The following is a 14,608-nucleotide window of genomic DNA, read 5'->3' as shown; positions in this document are numbered from 1 at the left end:
AGGTGCGATACGGCTTGCGACGTTCGCGATTGGCTGACGATTGATCCTGCGGGACGCCCGAGAGCACGTGGCGACTCAATGGACCGAATGTGGAAGCGGGCCGTGGTCATTGCCTCGTCCCATGTCTCCCCCGCCTTCCCATGGGGCGCATGTCGCGGCTCCCAGTGTTCTGGTGGGGTGCTGGCTGGTCCCACACGCGCGTACCTGAACGATGGCGAGCCGGTCACGATGGCGCGCCGGTATCGACGGCGCCGACCGAGGACGGCCGCCGCGAAGGTGCAGCCAAACAGCTTGAATGCCGGCGGTCGAGGCATGTAACTTGCCAGTTGTCCGTGAAAGACCAACACGACTCAGCTCTGATGGTGGAACCCGAGAGCCGCGCGCTCCCGAAGAGCGGACCCATGCGGGCGGAGATCGTGCGGCTGGTCCGTGAGAAGCGCTACGAGGAGGCGCTGGCGGTGCTGTACCGGGCGCGCTCGGAGTCGCCCGGCGATCGCGAGCTGCAGGCGAGCATCGAGCGGATCAAAGAGTTCCTCGCCGGCGCCTACGCCAAGCGGCTCGGCGGCCTCGATCAGGTGGCGGGACCCATCCCGGTGTCGGCGGGTCGCTCGCCCGACGCGCTCCTGGTGGCGCGGTACATCGACGGCGCCTCGACGTTCGACGACATCATTCAAATGTGCCCGCTCGGGCGGCTCCGCACGCTGCAGGTGCTGGTCGGCCTCTACACGGGGAGGGAGGTGGCGTCGCCGTTCAGCGACCGGCCGTCGGTCTCCTTCAGGCCGCAGCTGGACACGCTGCCGTCCGAGGCCGGCGCCGATCCGGGGCCGCCGACCATGCCGGAGCGCGGTCTGGATCGGCGACCGCCGGGAGCTCCCCCCGCGAGCGCGCCAGCTCCCCCCGCGAGCGCGCCAGCTCCCCCCGCGAGCGCGCCGTTCACGCCACGGGTGTACGAGACCGAGGAGGATCGGCTCTACCGCGAGGCGTTCGCCCGCGGCACCGCCGCGTTCGTGCAGCGCCGCTACGACGCTGCGATCGAGGCGTTCGAGGCGTGCGCGCGCATGCGCCCGGGTGATACGGCGTCGTCGGTCATGCTGCGCCGAGTGCGGCGCGACACGGGAGGCTGATGGCCATCGTCGTGGTCGCCGTTCCCGATCTGCGCGAGCGCATGCGGTGCATCCGCGTCATCGCCGGGCAGGCGCCGGTGAGCGCCCTCGGCGCCGCGACCTGGGAGGAGCTCGATCAAGCCCTCGATGGCGTGCAGAGCGCGGAGCTCATCATCTATGCGCCGTCGCTCCCGGGTGGGCCGGAGGACGCCGTCGCGCAGCTCCTCCGCCGCACGGCGCGGCTGGTGCTCGCCGTCAACGATGGCGTGGAGGTCCCGGGAGCGGCGAGCACCACGCGGGTGACGTGGCCCATCGCCGAGGAGACGCTCATCCTCATGGCGCACGCCGCGGGCGCGCAGTCGGCGCCGATCGGGATGAACTTCGTGCCCGTCGACTTCTTGCAGATGATCTGCATGTCCGGCGAGTCGCACGTCCTCGTGGTCAGCAACGCGAGCGCCGACGTGGGTCTGATCGAGGTGCGGCGCGGCCAGGTGTGGACGGCGTTCGACGGTCTCGGCGTGGGTGAGGAGGCGTTCGCGCGGCTCATCCGCCCTGAGATGCGTGTGCGCGTCACCCCGGCCGTCGGCTCGACGAAGGAGCGCACCATCTTCAAGGATCTGGCGGAGCTGGTGCTCGACTCGCTGCGCCGGATCGACGAAGGCAGCGTGGAGGCGCCGCCGCCGATCTCGTCGCGGCGGATCGAGATCGCGCTCATCTCGCCGGAGCAGCGCGCGGCCCGCATCAAGCAGCTCAATTCCGACGCGCGGCGCCTCTTGATGGAACGCAGCTACAGCGAGGCGGCCTGCGTCCTCATCGACCTCTCGACGCTCGACCCCGCATCCAGCCTCGTGCGCGCTAACCTGGAACAGCTACGCAAGCTCGGATACCCCAAATGACCCGATCCATCGCATTCGCCAGCCTCAAGGGCGGAGTCGGAAAGACCACCGTGGCGCTCAACTGCGCCTTCGCCTTCGCGCGCCGAGGCGCGCGGACCCTGCTCGTCGACACGGATCTGCAGGGCGCCATCGGCATGTCGCTCGACGGCGTCAGCGACCGGCCCGGCCTGGCCGCGAACCTCGCGCGAGGCGGCCCCCCGCTCGAGGGTCTGGTGAAGACCCGGCTCCCGGAGCTCTGCCTCTTGCCCATGGGCCCCGTCGACGCGCTCGATGAGGATCGCTTCGCCATCAACGCGCGCGAGGCCAACATCGTGGGGCGCATCCTGGAGCACAGCCAGCGCGACTTCGACCTCGTCCTCTTCGACACGCCGGCCGGGCTCGGCGGGATGTCGCGCATCGCGCTGGAAGAGGTGGACAGCGTCATCGCCGTCGCGCAGTGCGAGCCGCTCGCGCTGCGGGCCATGCCCCGGCTGCTCGAGCTCCTGGCGCGGCTCCGCGACATCGGCTCCGCCTGCTCCCTGCTCGGCGTGGTCGGCACCATGAGCTCGTTCCGCGATCCGGTGCTGCTGGCCTCGCTGGAGGAGCTGTGGTCCCTCTACCGCGATCAGGTCTTCGACACCGCGGTCCCGCGCGACAGCACGTTCCTCCAGGCGAGCCGCGCGGGCGTGCCGCTCGGTCTGCTCAGCCGCCGCCCTCCGGCGGTCTCCGCGGTGTTCGACAAGCTGGTGGCCGAGATCGAGGAGCGCCTGGGCTCCAATGCAGGAGGCGAGGATGACGGTCCGATCCGTCTCGTGGACTGACGCGCAGCGGGTGACCTCGCTCCTCGCGCGGGTGACCGCGACGCGGTCGCGGGAGCCCGCGACGCTCGTGACCGCCATGGGGGCAGCGCGCGCCGGCGCGCCGGGGAAGGCCGCGCCTGTGCCGGCGAAGGCCGCGCCCAAGGAGGTGAAGGAGGTGAAGGAGGTGAAGGAGGTGAAGGAGGTGCCGCGCCTCGTTCAGACCTCCGACAACCCGGCCGATCGGCTCGACGTGCTCGTCGCCTGGACGCTCGATCACCACCCGTGCGTGGGCGCCTTCGTGGCCGACGACAACGGCCTCACGCTGGCGGCGCACGGCATCTCCGAGGCGCACGTGTCCCTCGTGGGCCCGCTGCTCTCGGCGCTGGTCGGCGTCCGCTCCATCCCCGGCGTCGACGCCACGGCGGGCGCGCTCTGGCTGGGCGCGCAGATGATGTCCTGGGTCGAGGCGCGCACGGCGCGCGGCGGCTTCTGCCTCGGCACCGTGGGCAACGAGGCTCTCTCCACGCGGTCGTTCGAGCAGCTGAAGGAGGCGCTCGAGACGACCTTGCGCGGGCTGTAGTACATCCGGGTTTTCAAGGCGGGCGCGCGCGCCCAGGAGCGACGGAAGCACGATGATCGATACCAAAGTCCTCGACGCCGCAGTCCATGATCTCCGCAACATCCTCCGCGACGGGCTGCTGGCCACCGACATCTGGGAACGTTCGGCGGGCCTGTCGCTCGCCGGCTTCAACCAGCAACCGGTGGCGGTGGCCCTCTTCACGCGCATCACCGAGGAGCTGGACAGCTCGCTGCGCGACTCGAACTTCCCTCCGCTAGGGCGGTATTACCTGCTCGACATGGCGGGCAACCACACCGTGGTGGTGGTCAACCACGGGAAGCTGCTCCAGGGCATGCTGGTGGACAACAAGCGGGCGAACCTGGGGATCCTCATCTCCGTGGCCATCCCGCGCATGATCGAGACCATTGCGCACGCGAGCGGGCACTGAGCTGCTCGGCACCCCTCGCCCGCCTCGGCGCCGCTGCCCGGAAGAGCGACGCTGTATCAACGACTTATTCAAAGGGACCTCCTTCACGCCACAGCGAGCTGCATCGCGCGCCGTGGACGTGGTGTGGATGAGCCGACGCGGCAAGCGCGACGCCGTGCTGCGCCGCGCGCGCCGCTCGCCGCCAGAGACCCCCACGCGGTGGTGCGGCGGCGTTGCGGTGTCATGACAGCGTGACAGCCGGCCGTCATGGCCGCGTGACAGCGCCCCTCGGAGCCCCGCGATCCCGGCCTTGAGCGGAGTGGCCTCTCGGTTGCAACGCCCCGAGCGGCCGCGCTGTCGCGCTCGGGGCAGCCGGCTTCGCGAAGCTCCCGGAGCAGACCCCGATGACCGAAGACATGATCTTCAACATCGGGTCCAACACCAAGAGCATGACCGCCACGCTGCTCTCGATCCTCATCGAAGAGAGCCCCGCCCTCGACTGGGACACCACGCTCGCCGAGGCGCTCCCCTGGGCCACCGAGCCGGGCGACCGACGACAACCTCAAGTACACCGGCGTGGGCTCGGGGAGCTGCTCCGCGGCGCCGGCCGGCATGAGCTGCGGCGCCAGCACCCCCATGCGCGTGTGCTCCCCCGACGGCGTCGATCCCGAGGGGAACCAATGCAACTGGGTCAACTGCGGCCACGGCGACAGCACCCAGAACCGCTATTTCGGCGGCTGCGCGGGCAACACCACGGCCGGCACGCTCTGCTGCAAGAGCTGACCGGCCACGGGGCCTGTCGCCGCTCCTCCAGCGCGGCGGGCCTCGGAGCGGCGCGCTCGAGAACGGGCAGCTCGGCGACATGAGCCACCTGACCAGCACGACCTTGCCTCGAAGGGCGCCGGCGTGCGCATCGGATCGCGCGCGTCGTTCCGTCCGACATGCCGCGCGCGTCCGCCCGAGCTCGTCCGTGTCGCCGGTCGCTCGCGTGGATTTGCGCCGGAGCGGCAGCCAGCGCCGCGCACATCTACCGTTCGGGCGACAGCGTCGTCATAACGACCCAATCCACTGTTTACCGCCGGCTCGCGCTTCCGCCGCCGAGCGCACGGTGTCGAGCGGATCACGGAGCGAGAAAGCAGCATGTCCGGAAAGGAAGCCCGCTCGAAGGAAGGTAGGCTGATATCGACACTCCAGCGCTTGCTCGAGCTGCCGGCGGCCGACCTGAGGCAGTCGCTCAACGAGGCGAGTGAGCTCCTCGTCAGCGCTCTCGGCGCCGACAAGATCGATATCTTCCTCTTCGACCCCGGCAGGAACACGCTGCGTGCGCTGGGGACGAGCAACACGCCCATGGGCCGGCGCCAGCGGTCGCTCGGGCTCGACATCCATCCGGTCGCCAACGGCGGCTCGATCGCCCGCGTCTTCACGACCGGCGATCCCCACATGACGGGGCATTCGGACCAGGAGCCCGGCGAGCTGCCCGGCCTCGTCCACGAGCTCGGCGTGCGATCGCACATCGCGGTCCGGCTCGCCGTCGACGGCGAGCGGCGCGGCGTCGTCTCCGCTCACGCTGCCGCGCCGGAGTTCTTCTCCGACGAGGATCTCCGCTTCCTCAGCGCGATCACGCACTGGATCGGCGCCCTGACGCACCGGGCGGAGCTCGTCGAGCAGGTCACCTCCGCTGCGCTCGCGCAAGGCCGGCGCCAGGCCGCGGAGGAGCTCATCACCGTGCTGGCGCACGATCTGCGAAACTACCTGACCCCGCTCATGGGCCGCCTTGGTCTGATCCGCCGGCGCGCGGAGGTCGACGGCCGGGCCGACGATCTGCGCGACGTCGACCGCGCGACCGCCTCGGTCGCCCGGCTCGGCCAGCTCATCTCGGATCTTCTGGACGTGGGGCGCATCGAGCAGGGGCTCTTCGAGATCGTGCCTGCGCCCATGAACCTCGCCTCGCTGGCGCGGGACATCGCCGCTGCCCTCGGGACACCCAGCGTCGAGATCCGCGTCGAGGGCCCACCCGAGCTCGTCGTCGTGGCGGACAGGGATCGCCTCCGCCAGGCCCTGGAGAACCTCGTCAGCAATGCGATCAAGCACTCGCCCCCGGGAAAGTGGGTCCTCATCAAGCTCACCAGCGAGCTGATCAAGGGAATGGAGCACGTCCACGTCGACGTCATCGACCGCGGACCCGGCGTGCCTCCGGAGCTCCTTCCCCGCATCTTCGACCGCTTCGTCGCGAGCGGCAATGCGTCGGGGGTCGGCCTCGGGCTGTACCTGGCGAGCAGGATCGCAGCCGCCCACGGGGCCACGTTGGTCGCGAGCTCCCCTCCTGGAAGCGGCGCGACGTTCCGGCTGAGCATGCGTGCGGGCGGCCCCCCCGCTTTTCGGGACGAGCCCTGATCCCGATGCGGCACCGGCGCCGACGCCCCTCGCGCCGGCATGCGCCGCGGTCCGCGCGCGGTGGCGGGCGCCGCCGGCTCGGCTACACCGCGCGGATGCTCCGCCGGCTCCGCGCATGGCTCGACCGCGCGCTCTCGCCCCGCGCGCCCGCGCCGCCCGACCTCGCCGAGATCGGGGCGCCCGTGGCCGGGCCACCCGAGGGGGCGCCCGAGCCGCCCGGCGACGACGGCGTCGTGGTCATGCCGATCGAGGACGCGATCGACCTGCACACGTTCGCCCCGCGCGACGTCGCCTCCGTGGTCGAGGAGTACCTCCACGAGGCGCAGCTGCGCGGGTTCCGCGAGGTGCGCATCATCCACGGCCGCGGCAAGGGCGTGCAGCGCCGCGTCGTCCGGGCCGTCCTCTCGCGCCACCCGGCCGTGGACGGCTTCCGCGACGCCCCGGCCTCCCGCGGCGGGTGGGGGGCCACCGTCGTGTGGCTCAAGGCGGCGGGCGGCGACCTCTCGCCCTGAGCCGCCGGCAGGGCCGCCTCTGGACGAGCACAGGCTCGCGCGTAAGATGGCGCGCATGCCGCGCCCCCCCGCCACGCCCGACGACCCCGGCCCGCCGAGCCTCGCGGCCTCCACGGAGCCCCGCATGGCGAAGGGCGAGGTGCTCGCGGTGCCCCGGATCGAGCTGTGCGTCGAGCGCGAGGGGGGCAAGCCCGCGAGCCGGGCCATGGTGCTCGACGGCGATTTCATCCGCATCGGCTCCCACCAGAGCAACGACCTCGTGCTCGCCGACCGCGCCGTCTCCCGCTTCCACTGCATCCTCGAGCGCGTGAAGTCCACGTTCCGGCTGACGGACGTCGGCTCGCTCAACGGGACGACCATCGCCGGCGTCCGCGTGCGCGACGCCGACGCCATCCTGCCGGAGTGCCGCATCGAGCTCGGCGAGTCGGTCGTGCGCATCCGCGACGCCGACGCCGTCGCCGAGACCGAGCTCGCGCGCGCGGTCAGCTTCGGGGCGCTCCAGGGCGTGTCGGTGCCCATGCGGCGCCTCTTCCCCGTCCTCGATCGCGTGGCGAAGAGCGCGCCCGACGTGCTGATCGAGGGCGAGAACGGCACGGGCAAGGAGGTCATCGCCACCGAGCTCGTCCAGCGCGGCGCCCGCGCCGACAAGCCGCTCGTCATCGTCGACTGCGGCGCCATCTCGCCGAGCCTCATCGAGAGCGAGCTGTTCGGCCACGTGCGCGGCTCCTTCACGGGCGCCACGCGCGACCGCGCCGGCGCCTTCGAGGAGGCCGACGGCGGCACCGTCTTCCTCGACGAGATCGGCGAGCTGCCGCTGGAGATGCAGCCGAAGCTCCTCCGCGCCCTCGCCTCGCGCGAGGTGCGCAGGCTCGGCGAGAGCCGGGTGCGCAAGGTCGATATCCGGGTGATCGCCGCCACGAACCGGCGCCTGGAGCGCGAGGTGAACAGCGGCAGGTTCCGCGAGGACCTCTATTACCGCCTCTCGGTGCTCACCGTGCGAGTCCCGCCGCTGCGGGAGCGCAAGGAGGACATCGGCCTCCTCGTCCACTGCTTCCTGAACGAGCTCGGCGCCATCGACAAGGTGCACCTCTTCGCCCCCGAGGTCATCGAGGACATGAAGCGTTACGACTGGCCCGGCAACGTGCGAGAGCTGAGGAACTACGTCGAGCGCCGCGTCGTGCTCGGCGAGGGCGCCTCCATGGGGGCGGCGCCGCCCGAGCGCAGCTCCGCGCCGCCGGGCGCCGCGCCCGAGGAGCCCGCCGCGAACATCGAGATGCCCTTCAAGGAGGCGAAGGACGCGATCATCGACCAGTTCGAGCGGCGCTACCTCGCCGCCCTGCTGGAGTGGTCGAACGGCAACGTGAGCCGCGCCGCGCGCAAAGCAGGGCTCGACCGGATGTACCTCCACCGCCTCCTCCAGCGCCACGGGCTGCGCCGCGCCGCCGCCCTCGACTGAGCCGGGCATGCCGGGCCACATCGGGGCCAGCCCGAGGCCACCACCCCTGCGATAGAAAAGGGCGCAGCGGTGCTGCACATGTCACAGTCGCGTCGCAATGGCGCGATCCGTCCGTGTGCGCAACCTCGCAAAATCTCTGAATATTTCAGAAACCGATCTGCTCCTCTGGCTCGCGGAGCATGCGCCAGCGACGGAGCTCCGCCACCCCGCGGACTTCCTCCCGGCGGAGCTCGCGGGCCAGGCGCAGCAGGCGCTCGGTCGCCCCCCGCCGTCGGCGCCGGCGGAGGAGCGGGTCGAGCGCCGCTGCGCCGAGTGCGCGAAGCTGCCGCCGAAGGCCGGGCTCCGCGTGGTCGAGGTCGGCGCCGACGCCGTCTGCGACCTCTGCGGCAGCTCGGCGAACAAGCGGGCAGCGCTCGCCATGATCGGCGCGTTCCACGCGCGCGGGCTGCGGAGGCTGCTCGTGGTCGGCGGCGGACCAGGCACGTCCGAGGACCTGCGGCAGCTGCTCGCGGGCGAGGTCGAGATCCGCATCGTGGACGGAGAGGGTCACCGCAATGCGACGAAGGCCGACGCCGATCTCCGCTGGGCGGACGTGGTCGCGGTCTGGAGCTCGACGATCCTCTCGCACAAGGTGTCGAAGCTGTACACCGATCAGCGCGCCAGCTTCCGCGACAAGCTCGTCACCGTCCCGAGGCGCGGCGTGGCCGCGCTGTGCATGGCCGTCACCGAGAAGGTGAGCGCGCCCGCGGGATGACCGGCGCCCGGCCGCCTTCCGCCGGGCGGCGCTTCACCCTTGCTCGGAGCGGTTGTTCGGCGAGCGCAAGCGCGAGCGCTCACGCGGGGCGGCTGCTCAGCCGCACCCGGCGGAAGGTGCGCCGCGCGTGGGGCACCCAGCCCTGGAAGTGCCAGCGCGCGGCCATGACCAGCCCGCGGACCCACTCGTCGGCGGCGTAGGCGACCCAGACGCCGGCGAGCCCCCAGCCGAGGTGGACGCCGAGGAGCCAGGACAGCCCGACGGCCACGGCGAACATCGAGAAGACGCCGAACCCGACCGGGAAGCGGGCGTCGCCGGTGGCGCGGAGCCCGTTGATGACGACCAGGTTGAGCGTGCGGCCCGGCTCGACGAGGAGGGTCAGCCAGAGCAGCCGGGAGCCGGTGGCGATCACCTCGGGATCGCGCGAGAAGAGGCCGAGCAGGTGGGGGCCGAGCAGCGCGGTGGCGATCACCAGGCTCACGCACACGCAGAACCCGATCGCCAGGCCGCCGCGCACCAGGCGATCGGCGCCCTGCAGATCGCCGGCGCCGATGTGGTGCCCGACCACGATCTCGGTCCCGAAGCCGATCGCCATGCCGAACAGGAGCAGGAAATGCATGATCTGCATCGTGTACGTATGGGTGGTGAGCGCCGTCGGCCCCATGTTGGCGACCATCGCGAGGATGATCATGAAGCTGATGCGATAGACCACGTTCTCGCCCGCCCCCGGCAGGCCGATGTGCAGCATCTCGCGGAGGCGATCGGGGCGAATGCGCCAGAAATCCTCGAAGGTCGGGCGGATGCCGAGGCGCGAGATCCAGAGCTGCCGGTGCATCCAGAACGAGAGCGCGCGCCCGACCACCGCGGCCAGCGCGAGCCCCATCATGCCGAGCCCCGGAGCCCCGGCGACACCGAACATGAGCGGCAGGCTGAGCGCGAGCTGCACGATGTACATGATGACGATGAGGCGCAGCGTGTCGCGGGTGTGGGTGTGCGCGCGCAGCACCGAGCCCATCGAGAAATTCACCGCGTCGAACGCCAGCATCACGCCGACGGCGATCAGATAAGGCTCCGCGATCGGGAACAGGGAAGGCGGCAGGCGCATCAGCTCGAGCAGCGGCCTCGCGCCGATCGCGATGACGGCGAAGCTGAAGACGCCGAGCCAGAGATTGGCCGCGAGCGACGCCCGCGCGACCTGCTCCGCCCCGGCGCGGTCCCGCGCGCCGAGATACTGGGTGACCACCACGCTCGCGCCGACGCTGACGAAGCGAAAGGTGATCATGAAGGTCAACATGATCTGGTTGGACAGCCCGTACGCGGCGGCGGCCTCGTCCGAGAGGCGGCTGACCAGCCATACGCCGAACACGCCGACGAGCATGTGCAGCAGGTTCTCGCTGAAGATGGGCCAGGTGATCTCCAGCAAACGCGGGCGAGGGAGAGCGGGGGCAGGTAGGACCGATTGCAAAGCGCCGCATCCTACTCTGCCGAGGGGCATCTCGCCATGACGGAACACGGCCGCGCGGGCGCCGTCGCGCGGTCTCGGGAAGTCCCGCGATGTCCGGCGATGTCCTGCGATGTTCGCAGCCGTTTACCGCTGTTCCCCGCTGTTCCGCGCGGAGTGGTCGCGCGTCGCGCGTCGCGCGGCCGCGGGGCGCGGTGGTACGCGGGCCGCGGGGCGCGGTGGTACGCGGGCCGCGGGGCGCGGGGCGCGGAACGAAGGTTGGTGCCGCTGTCGCCTATCTCCTCACGGTCCGTGCGATCGCACGGAAACCTAGCGAGGCAGAGCGAAACCGAGCAAGACCGAGCAAGACCGAGCAAGACCGAGCAAAGACCCCCGACTGCCCCGCGCCTCCCCCGGTGGCGCAGATGGAGAGGAGGGCTTCCGTCAACGCACGCAAGAGCGTGCTCTCGCTCGCATCCTTGCATGGTTGTCCCTTCCCGTGTCCCCGCGGTTCGATTACTCTGGGAAGGGGCGGAACAGGGCACACTCGTCCTTCTGCGCCTGGAGGATCAAATGGGGATATTGCACGGCAGCGCCCGATGGCTCCTGGCCGCGGCGGCCATGGCGCCGGCTGTCGCTGGCGGATGCTCCTGCGGCGATTCCGGCGGGACGATCGGCGCGACGTCCGGCGGCGGAGCCGACCAGAGCGCGGGTGGGGGCGGCTCCGGGGGAATCCCCTTCCCTGCGGGGGGCGGCTCCGGGGGAATCCCCTTCCTGGCGGGGAGCGGCGGGTCAGGGGTCACGAGCGGCGGGTGCGAAGGGCTCGAGTGCCAGCAGATCGCCTGTCCAGGCGGCGGCACGACCACCGTGAGCGGCACCGTGTACGAGCCCGCGGGCAAACTCCCGCTGTACAACGTCACGGTGTACGTCCCGAACAGGGAGCTTGAGCCCATCACCGACGGGGCGAGCTGCGATCGGTGCGATGTGACGCTCTCCGGCGATCCGATCGCGACCGCGCTGACGGACACGAACGGGCGCTTCGTGCTGGAGAACGTGCCCGTCGGGGTGGATATCCCGCTGGTCGTCCAGCTCGGCAAATGGCGGCGTCAGATCACGCTGCCGAAGATCGAGGGGTGCGTCGACAACCCGACCGTGGACAGGACGGTCCGCCTGCCGCGCAGCAAGGCGGAGGGCCACCTCCCGAAGATCGCGCTGACGACCGGCGGCTCGGACGTGCTGGAGTGCCTGCTGTACAAGATGGGAATCGACGCGTCGGAGTTCACGCCGGAGGCGGGCGACGGGCGGGTGAACCTGTTCGCCGGGCGCGCCATCGAGGGCGACAGCGCGACGAGCAGGTATCGAGACGGCCTGAACGACGGCGCCCCCTTCTCCCTCGCGCGGGAGTTCTGGGGCTCGCTCGACGACCTGCGTCGATACGACATGGTGATCCTGTCGTGCGAGGGATCCGAGTTCGGGGACGACAAGCCGGAGGCCGCGCTGCGAGCGATGTTCGACTACGCCTCCGCGGGAGGCCGCGTGTTCGCGTCGCACTGGCACAACACCTGGCTCCGGCTCGGGCCGGAGCGGTTCCCGGAGACGGCGGAATGGGACGAGGAGAGCGATCCCGACGACGGGCTCCCCGTGCTCGTCGACACCACGTTCCCGAAGGGCCTGGCGCTCCGGGACTGGCTCGCCAACGTGGGAGCGTCGACCGTGCCCGGGCAGATCGAGATCGACGATCCGCAGCACTGGGTCGACTCGGTGAACGAGGAGATCGCGACGCGGTGGCTCTACAACGAGGCCAACACCGATTTCGACGCGCCCGCGGGGGTCAAATACTTCACGTTCAACACGCCCATCGGCGCGCCGGAAGAAGAGCAGTGCGGCAGGTTCGTGTACACGGACATCCACGTGGCGGCGAGCGACGTCGCCGGGGCGCCGTTCCCGAGCGGCTGTGAAGACCGCGACGGGGCGCCGCATGAGCTGACCGCCCAGGAGAAGGCGCTGCTCTTCATGCTGTTCGACCTGTCCGCCTGCATCGCGCCGGACGACGAGCCGCCCCCAGTGCCGGTGCCGACGTGACGAGCGCCTCGACGGGCGCGGCGCTCGCGGCTTGACATTCCGGAGGCGCTCGCTCGCAATTTCCTGAGCGATATTGACGCCCTGCGCATGGATAGGCGGTTGCCCAGGGTGGTCACCCGACCACCAAGGGGAACACCGTAGCCTGCGTGGACCCGCGCGGCACAGCCCCCGCGCGCAGACCAGAGACGCAGCGCAGCAGCGTCCGCATCACGGGCTCCGCCAACTGGCATATTTTTTGCGAATTTCTGTTGCCTGCACACCACAGCTCCCTCAGATCGGCGCCCGTGAAGGCTTCGCCTCACGCTCTCGCTGGAGACCACCGGCCGCGGTTGTAACCTGCACGCGCCAATACTGTATTCTGCCATACAAAAAGCGTGGATTTTATCCCTTGATCAGAGGCACGCAGAGGGCTTGCCATGGCGCTGAACTGCCCTTTTAATGCCGCGCCATCCGGATACTTCTCTTGGAGGACATGATGAAAAGTGTTTTGCTTCGCGGTGTGCTTGGCAGGTCGAAGTGGTCATTCGGCCTTGCGGTGGTTGCGTTGCAAGCCACCGTGCTGATCGGCTGCGGTGACGCGGGGACGGACGACGGCGCGGGCGGCGCGGGCGGCGCGGGCGGCGGCGGGGCGACCTCCGCGAGCGCGACGACCTCGAGCGCCTCGACGACCTCCGCGGGCGCGACGACCTCGAGCGCCTCGACGACCTCCGCGAGCGCGACGACCTCGAGCGCGTCGACGACCTCGGCGACGACATCGGCCTCGTCCACGACGAGCGCGAGCACCGGGGGGGTGCCCACGGACGGCACGCCGGTCGAGCGTCATGGCCGGCTCCGGGTCATGAACGGCAACATCGTCGGCGAGCACGGGTCCCCGGTCCAGCTCAAGGGCATGAGCCTGTTCTGGAGCCAGTGGAGCAACTACTACAACGGCAATGTCGTCAACTCGATCGCGGACAACTGGGAGTCGACCGTCGTCCGCGCCGCCATGGGCATCGAGGGCGAAGACGGGTACCTCCAGGACGCGGGCGCCCAGAAGGCCAAGGCGAAGACCATCGCCGACGCGGCGATCGCGAAGGGCATCTACGTCATCCTCGACTGGCACGATCACAACGCGCACCAGCACCTGGACCTGGCGAAGAGCTACTTCCGCGAGGTGGCGCAGGCCTACAAGAACACGCCCAACGTCATCTTCGAGGTCTTCAACGAGCCCCTCAACACGAACACCTGGCCCGCGGTGAAGTCCTACGCCGAGGCGGTGATCTCGGAGATCCGGGGCCAGGGCGCGAACAACCTGGTCATCGTCGGCTCGCCGAACTGGTCGCAGGACGTCGACATCGCCGCGGACAATCCCCTCAGCGATCAGAACGTGGCGTACACCCTCCACTTCTACGCCAACACGCACAAGGGGTCGCTGCGCGAGAAGGCCCAGAAAGCCATCAACAAGAAGCTGGCGCTGTTCGTGACCGAGTGGGGGACCTGCTCCGCCGACGGCAACGGCCAGCTCAACCTCGGCGAGTCGCAGACCTGGCTCGACTTCCTGGACGCGCACAACATCAGCTGGGCCAACTGGTCGCTGGGCGACAAGGCCGAGGCGTGCTCCGCGCTCAGGCCCAACGCAAACCAGATGGGCAACTGGACCGACAACGACCTCACCGAGTCGGGCAAGTGGGTGAAGGGGAAGATCGCAGAGTGATCCCCGCGCGGGTCACCGACCGCTCGCGCCGGTGACCCGGCCCCGACCGAGGGCGCCGCTCACCCGTGCGCTCGTTTGCTCTCCACGGACAGGGGCCGCCCGGCACAGAAGGGGCATTGATCGTCCGAGCACCAGTCGTCGTCCTCGAGGCCGAGCGCCCGGAGCTGCTCCAGCTCCCACGCGCGCGCCTCGGGCGAAAGCGGAGCGGGACAGGTGGACTCGTGGTCTCGCAGGCTGCTCAACATGGACGGTCCCGTTCGGTTGTGCTCCGGAGAGCGATTCCGGGATCTATCGCGCACAGCCCTGCAGCGCCCGCGAAATCGGCCGAGCCGCGCCGCGTCTGTCCATGGTTGAGACGAACGGAAAAGACCTCTGGACGACGGTCCCCTGGCAGATCGTTAACCAAGCTTCCCGCCGCGTCCTCCTACATCCGAACGTTTACGTGGTCGTCGTCGTGGTCGTGGTCGTGGTCGTCAACGATAGGCCGTGAACGACCACGACCACGACCACGA

15 protein-coding genes and 1 pseudogene are annotated in these 14,608 nt (G+C 70.3%); 13 read left to right on the top strand and 3 right to left on the bottom strand.

Going from position 1 to position 14,608, the window contains the following annotated elements:
* The first annotated feature begins 401 nt into the window (after nucleotides 1-401).
* The 11 genes and pseudogenes from WME73_RS08375 to WME73_RS08325 all read left to right on the top strand — a co-directional run bounded on the left by WME73_RS08375 (nucleotide 402) and on the right by WME73_RS08325 (nucleotide 8,880).
* The gene (locus WME73_RS08375; protein WP_437744965.1) at nucleotides 402-1,124 is read left to right on the top strand and encodes a TRP-like protein; all 723 of its coding nucleotides are present in this window, start codon (nucleotides 402-404) and stop codon (nucleotides 1,122-1,124) included.
* A complete protein-coding gene (locus WME73_RS08370; protein WP_437744964.1) occupies nucleotides 1,124-1,999 on the top strand; it encodes a DUF4388 domain-containing protein in 876 nt (291 codons plus the stop codon). Before WME73_RS08375 ends, WME73_RS08370 begins: the two co-directional genes overlap by 1 nt.
* Complete coding sequence (locus tag WME73_RS08365; RefSeq protein ID WP_437550767.1) at nucleotides 1,996-2,799, top strand: ParA family protein; 804 nt, start codon at nucleotides 1,996-1,998, stop codon at nucleotides 2,797-2,799. The genes WME73_RS08370 and WME73_RS08365 overlap by 4 nt, the downstream gene beginning before the upstream one ends.
* On the top strand, nucleotides 2,771-3,358 hold the full coding sequence (locus WME73_RS08360) for a hypothetical protein (RefSeq protein ID WP_437915339.1): 588 nt from the start codon (nucleotides 2,771-2,773) through the stop codon (nucleotides 3,356-3,358). Before WME73_RS08365 ends, WME73_RS08360 begins: the two co-directional genes overlap by 29 nt.
* A gap of 52 nt (nucleotides 3,359-3,410) precedes the next feature.
* Complete coding sequence (locus WME73_RS08355) at nucleotides 3,411-3,785, top strand: hypothetical protein (protein WP_437744962.1); 375 nt, start codon at nucleotides 3,411-3,413, stop codon at nucleotides 3,783-3,785.
* Between the two features lie 335 nt (nucleotides 3,786-4,120).
* A pseudogene (locus WME73_RS08350) lies at nucleotides 4,121-4,306 on the top strand (serine hydrolase); the annotation flags it as partial.
* Between the two features lie 34 nt (nucleotides 4,307-4,340).
* Nucleotides 4,341-4,547 (top strand): hypothetical protein, encoded by a 207-nt coding sequence (locus tag WME73_RS08345; protein WP_437915338.1) that lies wholly within the window; start codon nucleotides 4,341-4,343, stop codon nucleotides 4,545-4,547.
* Nucleotides 4,548-4,904: 357 nt separating this feature from the next.
* The gene (locus WME73_RS08340) at nucleotides 4,905-6,158 is read left to right on the top strand and encodes a GAF domain-containing sensor histidine kinase (RefSeq protein WP_437915337.1); all 1,254 of its coding nucleotides are present in this window, start codon (nucleotides 4,905-4,907) and stop codon (nucleotides 6,156-6,158) included.
* 95 nt (nucleotides 6,159-6,253) lie between these two features.
* Nucleotides 6,254-6,670, top strand: coding sequence for a Smr/MutS family protein (locus tag WME73_RS08335; RefSeq protein ID WP_437915336.1), 417 nt, complete (start codon nucleotides 6,254-6,256; stop codon nucleotides 6,668-6,670).
* 55 nt (nucleotides 6,671-6,725) lie between these two features.
* Nucleotides 6,726-8,126 carry a sigma 54-interacting transcriptional regulator gene (locus WME73_RS08330; RefSeq protein ID WP_437744958.1) on the top strand — a complete coding sequence of 467 codons (1,401 nt, stop codon included), beginning with the start codon at nucleotides 6,726-6,728 and terminating at the stop codon, nucleotides 8,124-8,126.
* Between the two features lie 115 nt (nucleotides 8,127-8,241).
* Complete coding sequence (locus WME73_RS08325; protein WP_437744957.1) at nucleotides 8,242-8,880, top strand: hypothetical protein; 639 nt, start codon at nucleotides 8,242-8,244, stop codon at nucleotides 8,878-8,880.
* Between the two features lie 79 nt (nucleotides 8,881-8,959).
* Here the strand turns inward: WME73_RS08325 and WME73_RS08320 are convergent, their stop codons facing one another.
* A complete protein-coding gene (locus tag WME73_RS08320; protein ID WP_437744956.1) occupies nucleotides 8,960-10,303 on the bottom strand; it encodes an MATE family efflux transporter in 1,344 nt (447 codons plus the stop codon).
* A 591-nt stretch (nucleotides 10,304-10,894) separates the two neighbouring features.
* On the opposite strand from WME73_RS08320, the gene WME73_RS08315 reads away from it, so the two are divergent.
* On the top strand, nucleotides 10,895-12,403 hold the full coding sequence (locus WME73_RS08315) for a carboxypeptidase regulatory-like domain-containing protein (protein WP_437744955.1): 1,509 nt from the start codon (nucleotides 10,895-10,897) through the stop codon (nucleotides 12,401-12,403).
* Between the two features lie 435 nt (nucleotides 12,404-12,838).
* Here the strand turns inward: WME73_RS08315 and WME73_RS08310 are convergent, their stop codons facing one another.
* Nucleotides 12,839-13,201: a hypothetical protein gene (locus WME73_RS08310; protein WP_437744954.1), complete on the bottom strand. Its 363-nt coding sequence runs from the start codon at nucleotides 13,199-13,201 to the stop codon at nucleotides 12,839-12,841.
* Here WME73_RS08310 and WME73_RS08305 point away from each other — a divergent pair.
* On the top strand, nucleotides 13,194-14,096 hold the full coding sequence (locus WME73_RS08305; RefSeq protein ID WP_437744953.1) for a glycoside hydrolase family 5 protein: 903 nt from the start codon (nucleotides 13,194-13,196) through the stop codon (nucleotides 14,094-14,096). The genes WME73_RS08310 and WME73_RS08305 overlap by 8 nt on opposite strands.
* Before the next feature lie 59 nt (nucleotides 14,097-14,155).
* Here WME73_RS08305 and WME73_RS08300 read toward each other — a convergent pair whose 3' ends face one another.
* Nucleotides 14,156-14,341: a hypothetical protein gene (locus WME73_RS08300; RefSeq protein WP_437744952.1), complete on the bottom strand. Its 186-nt coding sequence runs from the start codon at nucleotides 14,339-14,341 to the stop codon at nucleotides 14,156-14,158.
* Between the last annotated feature and the right edge of the window lie 267 nt (nucleotides 14,342-14,608).

The organism is Sorangium sp. So ce302, assembly GCF_051530145.1.
Classification (GTDB): Bacteria; Myxococcota_A; Polyangia; order Polyangiales; family Polyangiaceae; genus Sorangium; species Sorangium cellulosum_B.
This window is presented reverse-complemented; position numbering and strand designations above follow the sequence as displayed.

What these genes read in the sequence shown, in the direction of transcription:
- WME73_RS08375 (WP_437744965.1), top strand. Translation starts at nt 402, where the DNA reads ATGCGGGCGGAGATCGTGCGGCTGGTCCGTGAGAAGCGCTACGAGGAG.
- WME73_RS08370 (WP_437744964.1), top strand. Translation starts at nt 1,124, where the DNA reads ATGGCCATCGTCGTGGTCGCCGTTCCCGATCTGCGCGAGCGCATGCGG.
- WME73_RS08365 (WP_437550767.1), top strand. Translation starts at nt 1,996, where the DNA reads ATGACCCGATCCATCGCATTCGCCAGCCTCAAGGGCGGAGTCGGAAAG.
- WME73_RS08360 (WP_437915339.1), top strand. Translation starts at nt 2,771, where the DNA reads ATGACGGTCCGATCCGTCTCGTGGACTGACGCGCAGCGGGTGACCTCG.
- WME73_RS08355 (WP_437744962.1), top strand. Translation starts at nt 3,411, where the DNA reads ATGATCGATACCAAAGTCCTCGACGCCGCAGTCCATGATCTCCGCAAC.
- WME73_RS08340 (WP_437915337.1), top strand. Translation starts at nt 4,905, where the DNA reads ATGTCCGGAAAGGAAGCCCGCTCGAAGGAAGGTAGGCTGATATCGACA.
- WME73_RS08335 (WP_437915336.1), top strand. Translation starts at nt 6,254, where the DNA reads ATGCTCCGCCGGCTCCGCGCATGGCTCGACCGCGCGCTCTCGCCCCGC.
- WME73_RS08330 (WP_437744958.1), top strand. Translation starts at nt 6,726, where the DNA reads ATGCCGCGCCCCCCCGCCACGCCCGACGACCCCGGCCCGCCGAGCCTC.
- WME73_RS08315 (WP_437744955.1), top strand. Translation starts at nt 10,895, where the DNA reads ATGGGGATATTGCACGGCAGCGCCCGATGGCTCCTGGCCGCGGCGGCC.
- WME73_RS08300 (WP_437744952.1), bottom strand. Translation starts at nt 14,341, where the DNA reads ATGTTGAGCAGCCTGCGAGACCACGAGTCCACCTGTCCCGCTCCGCTT.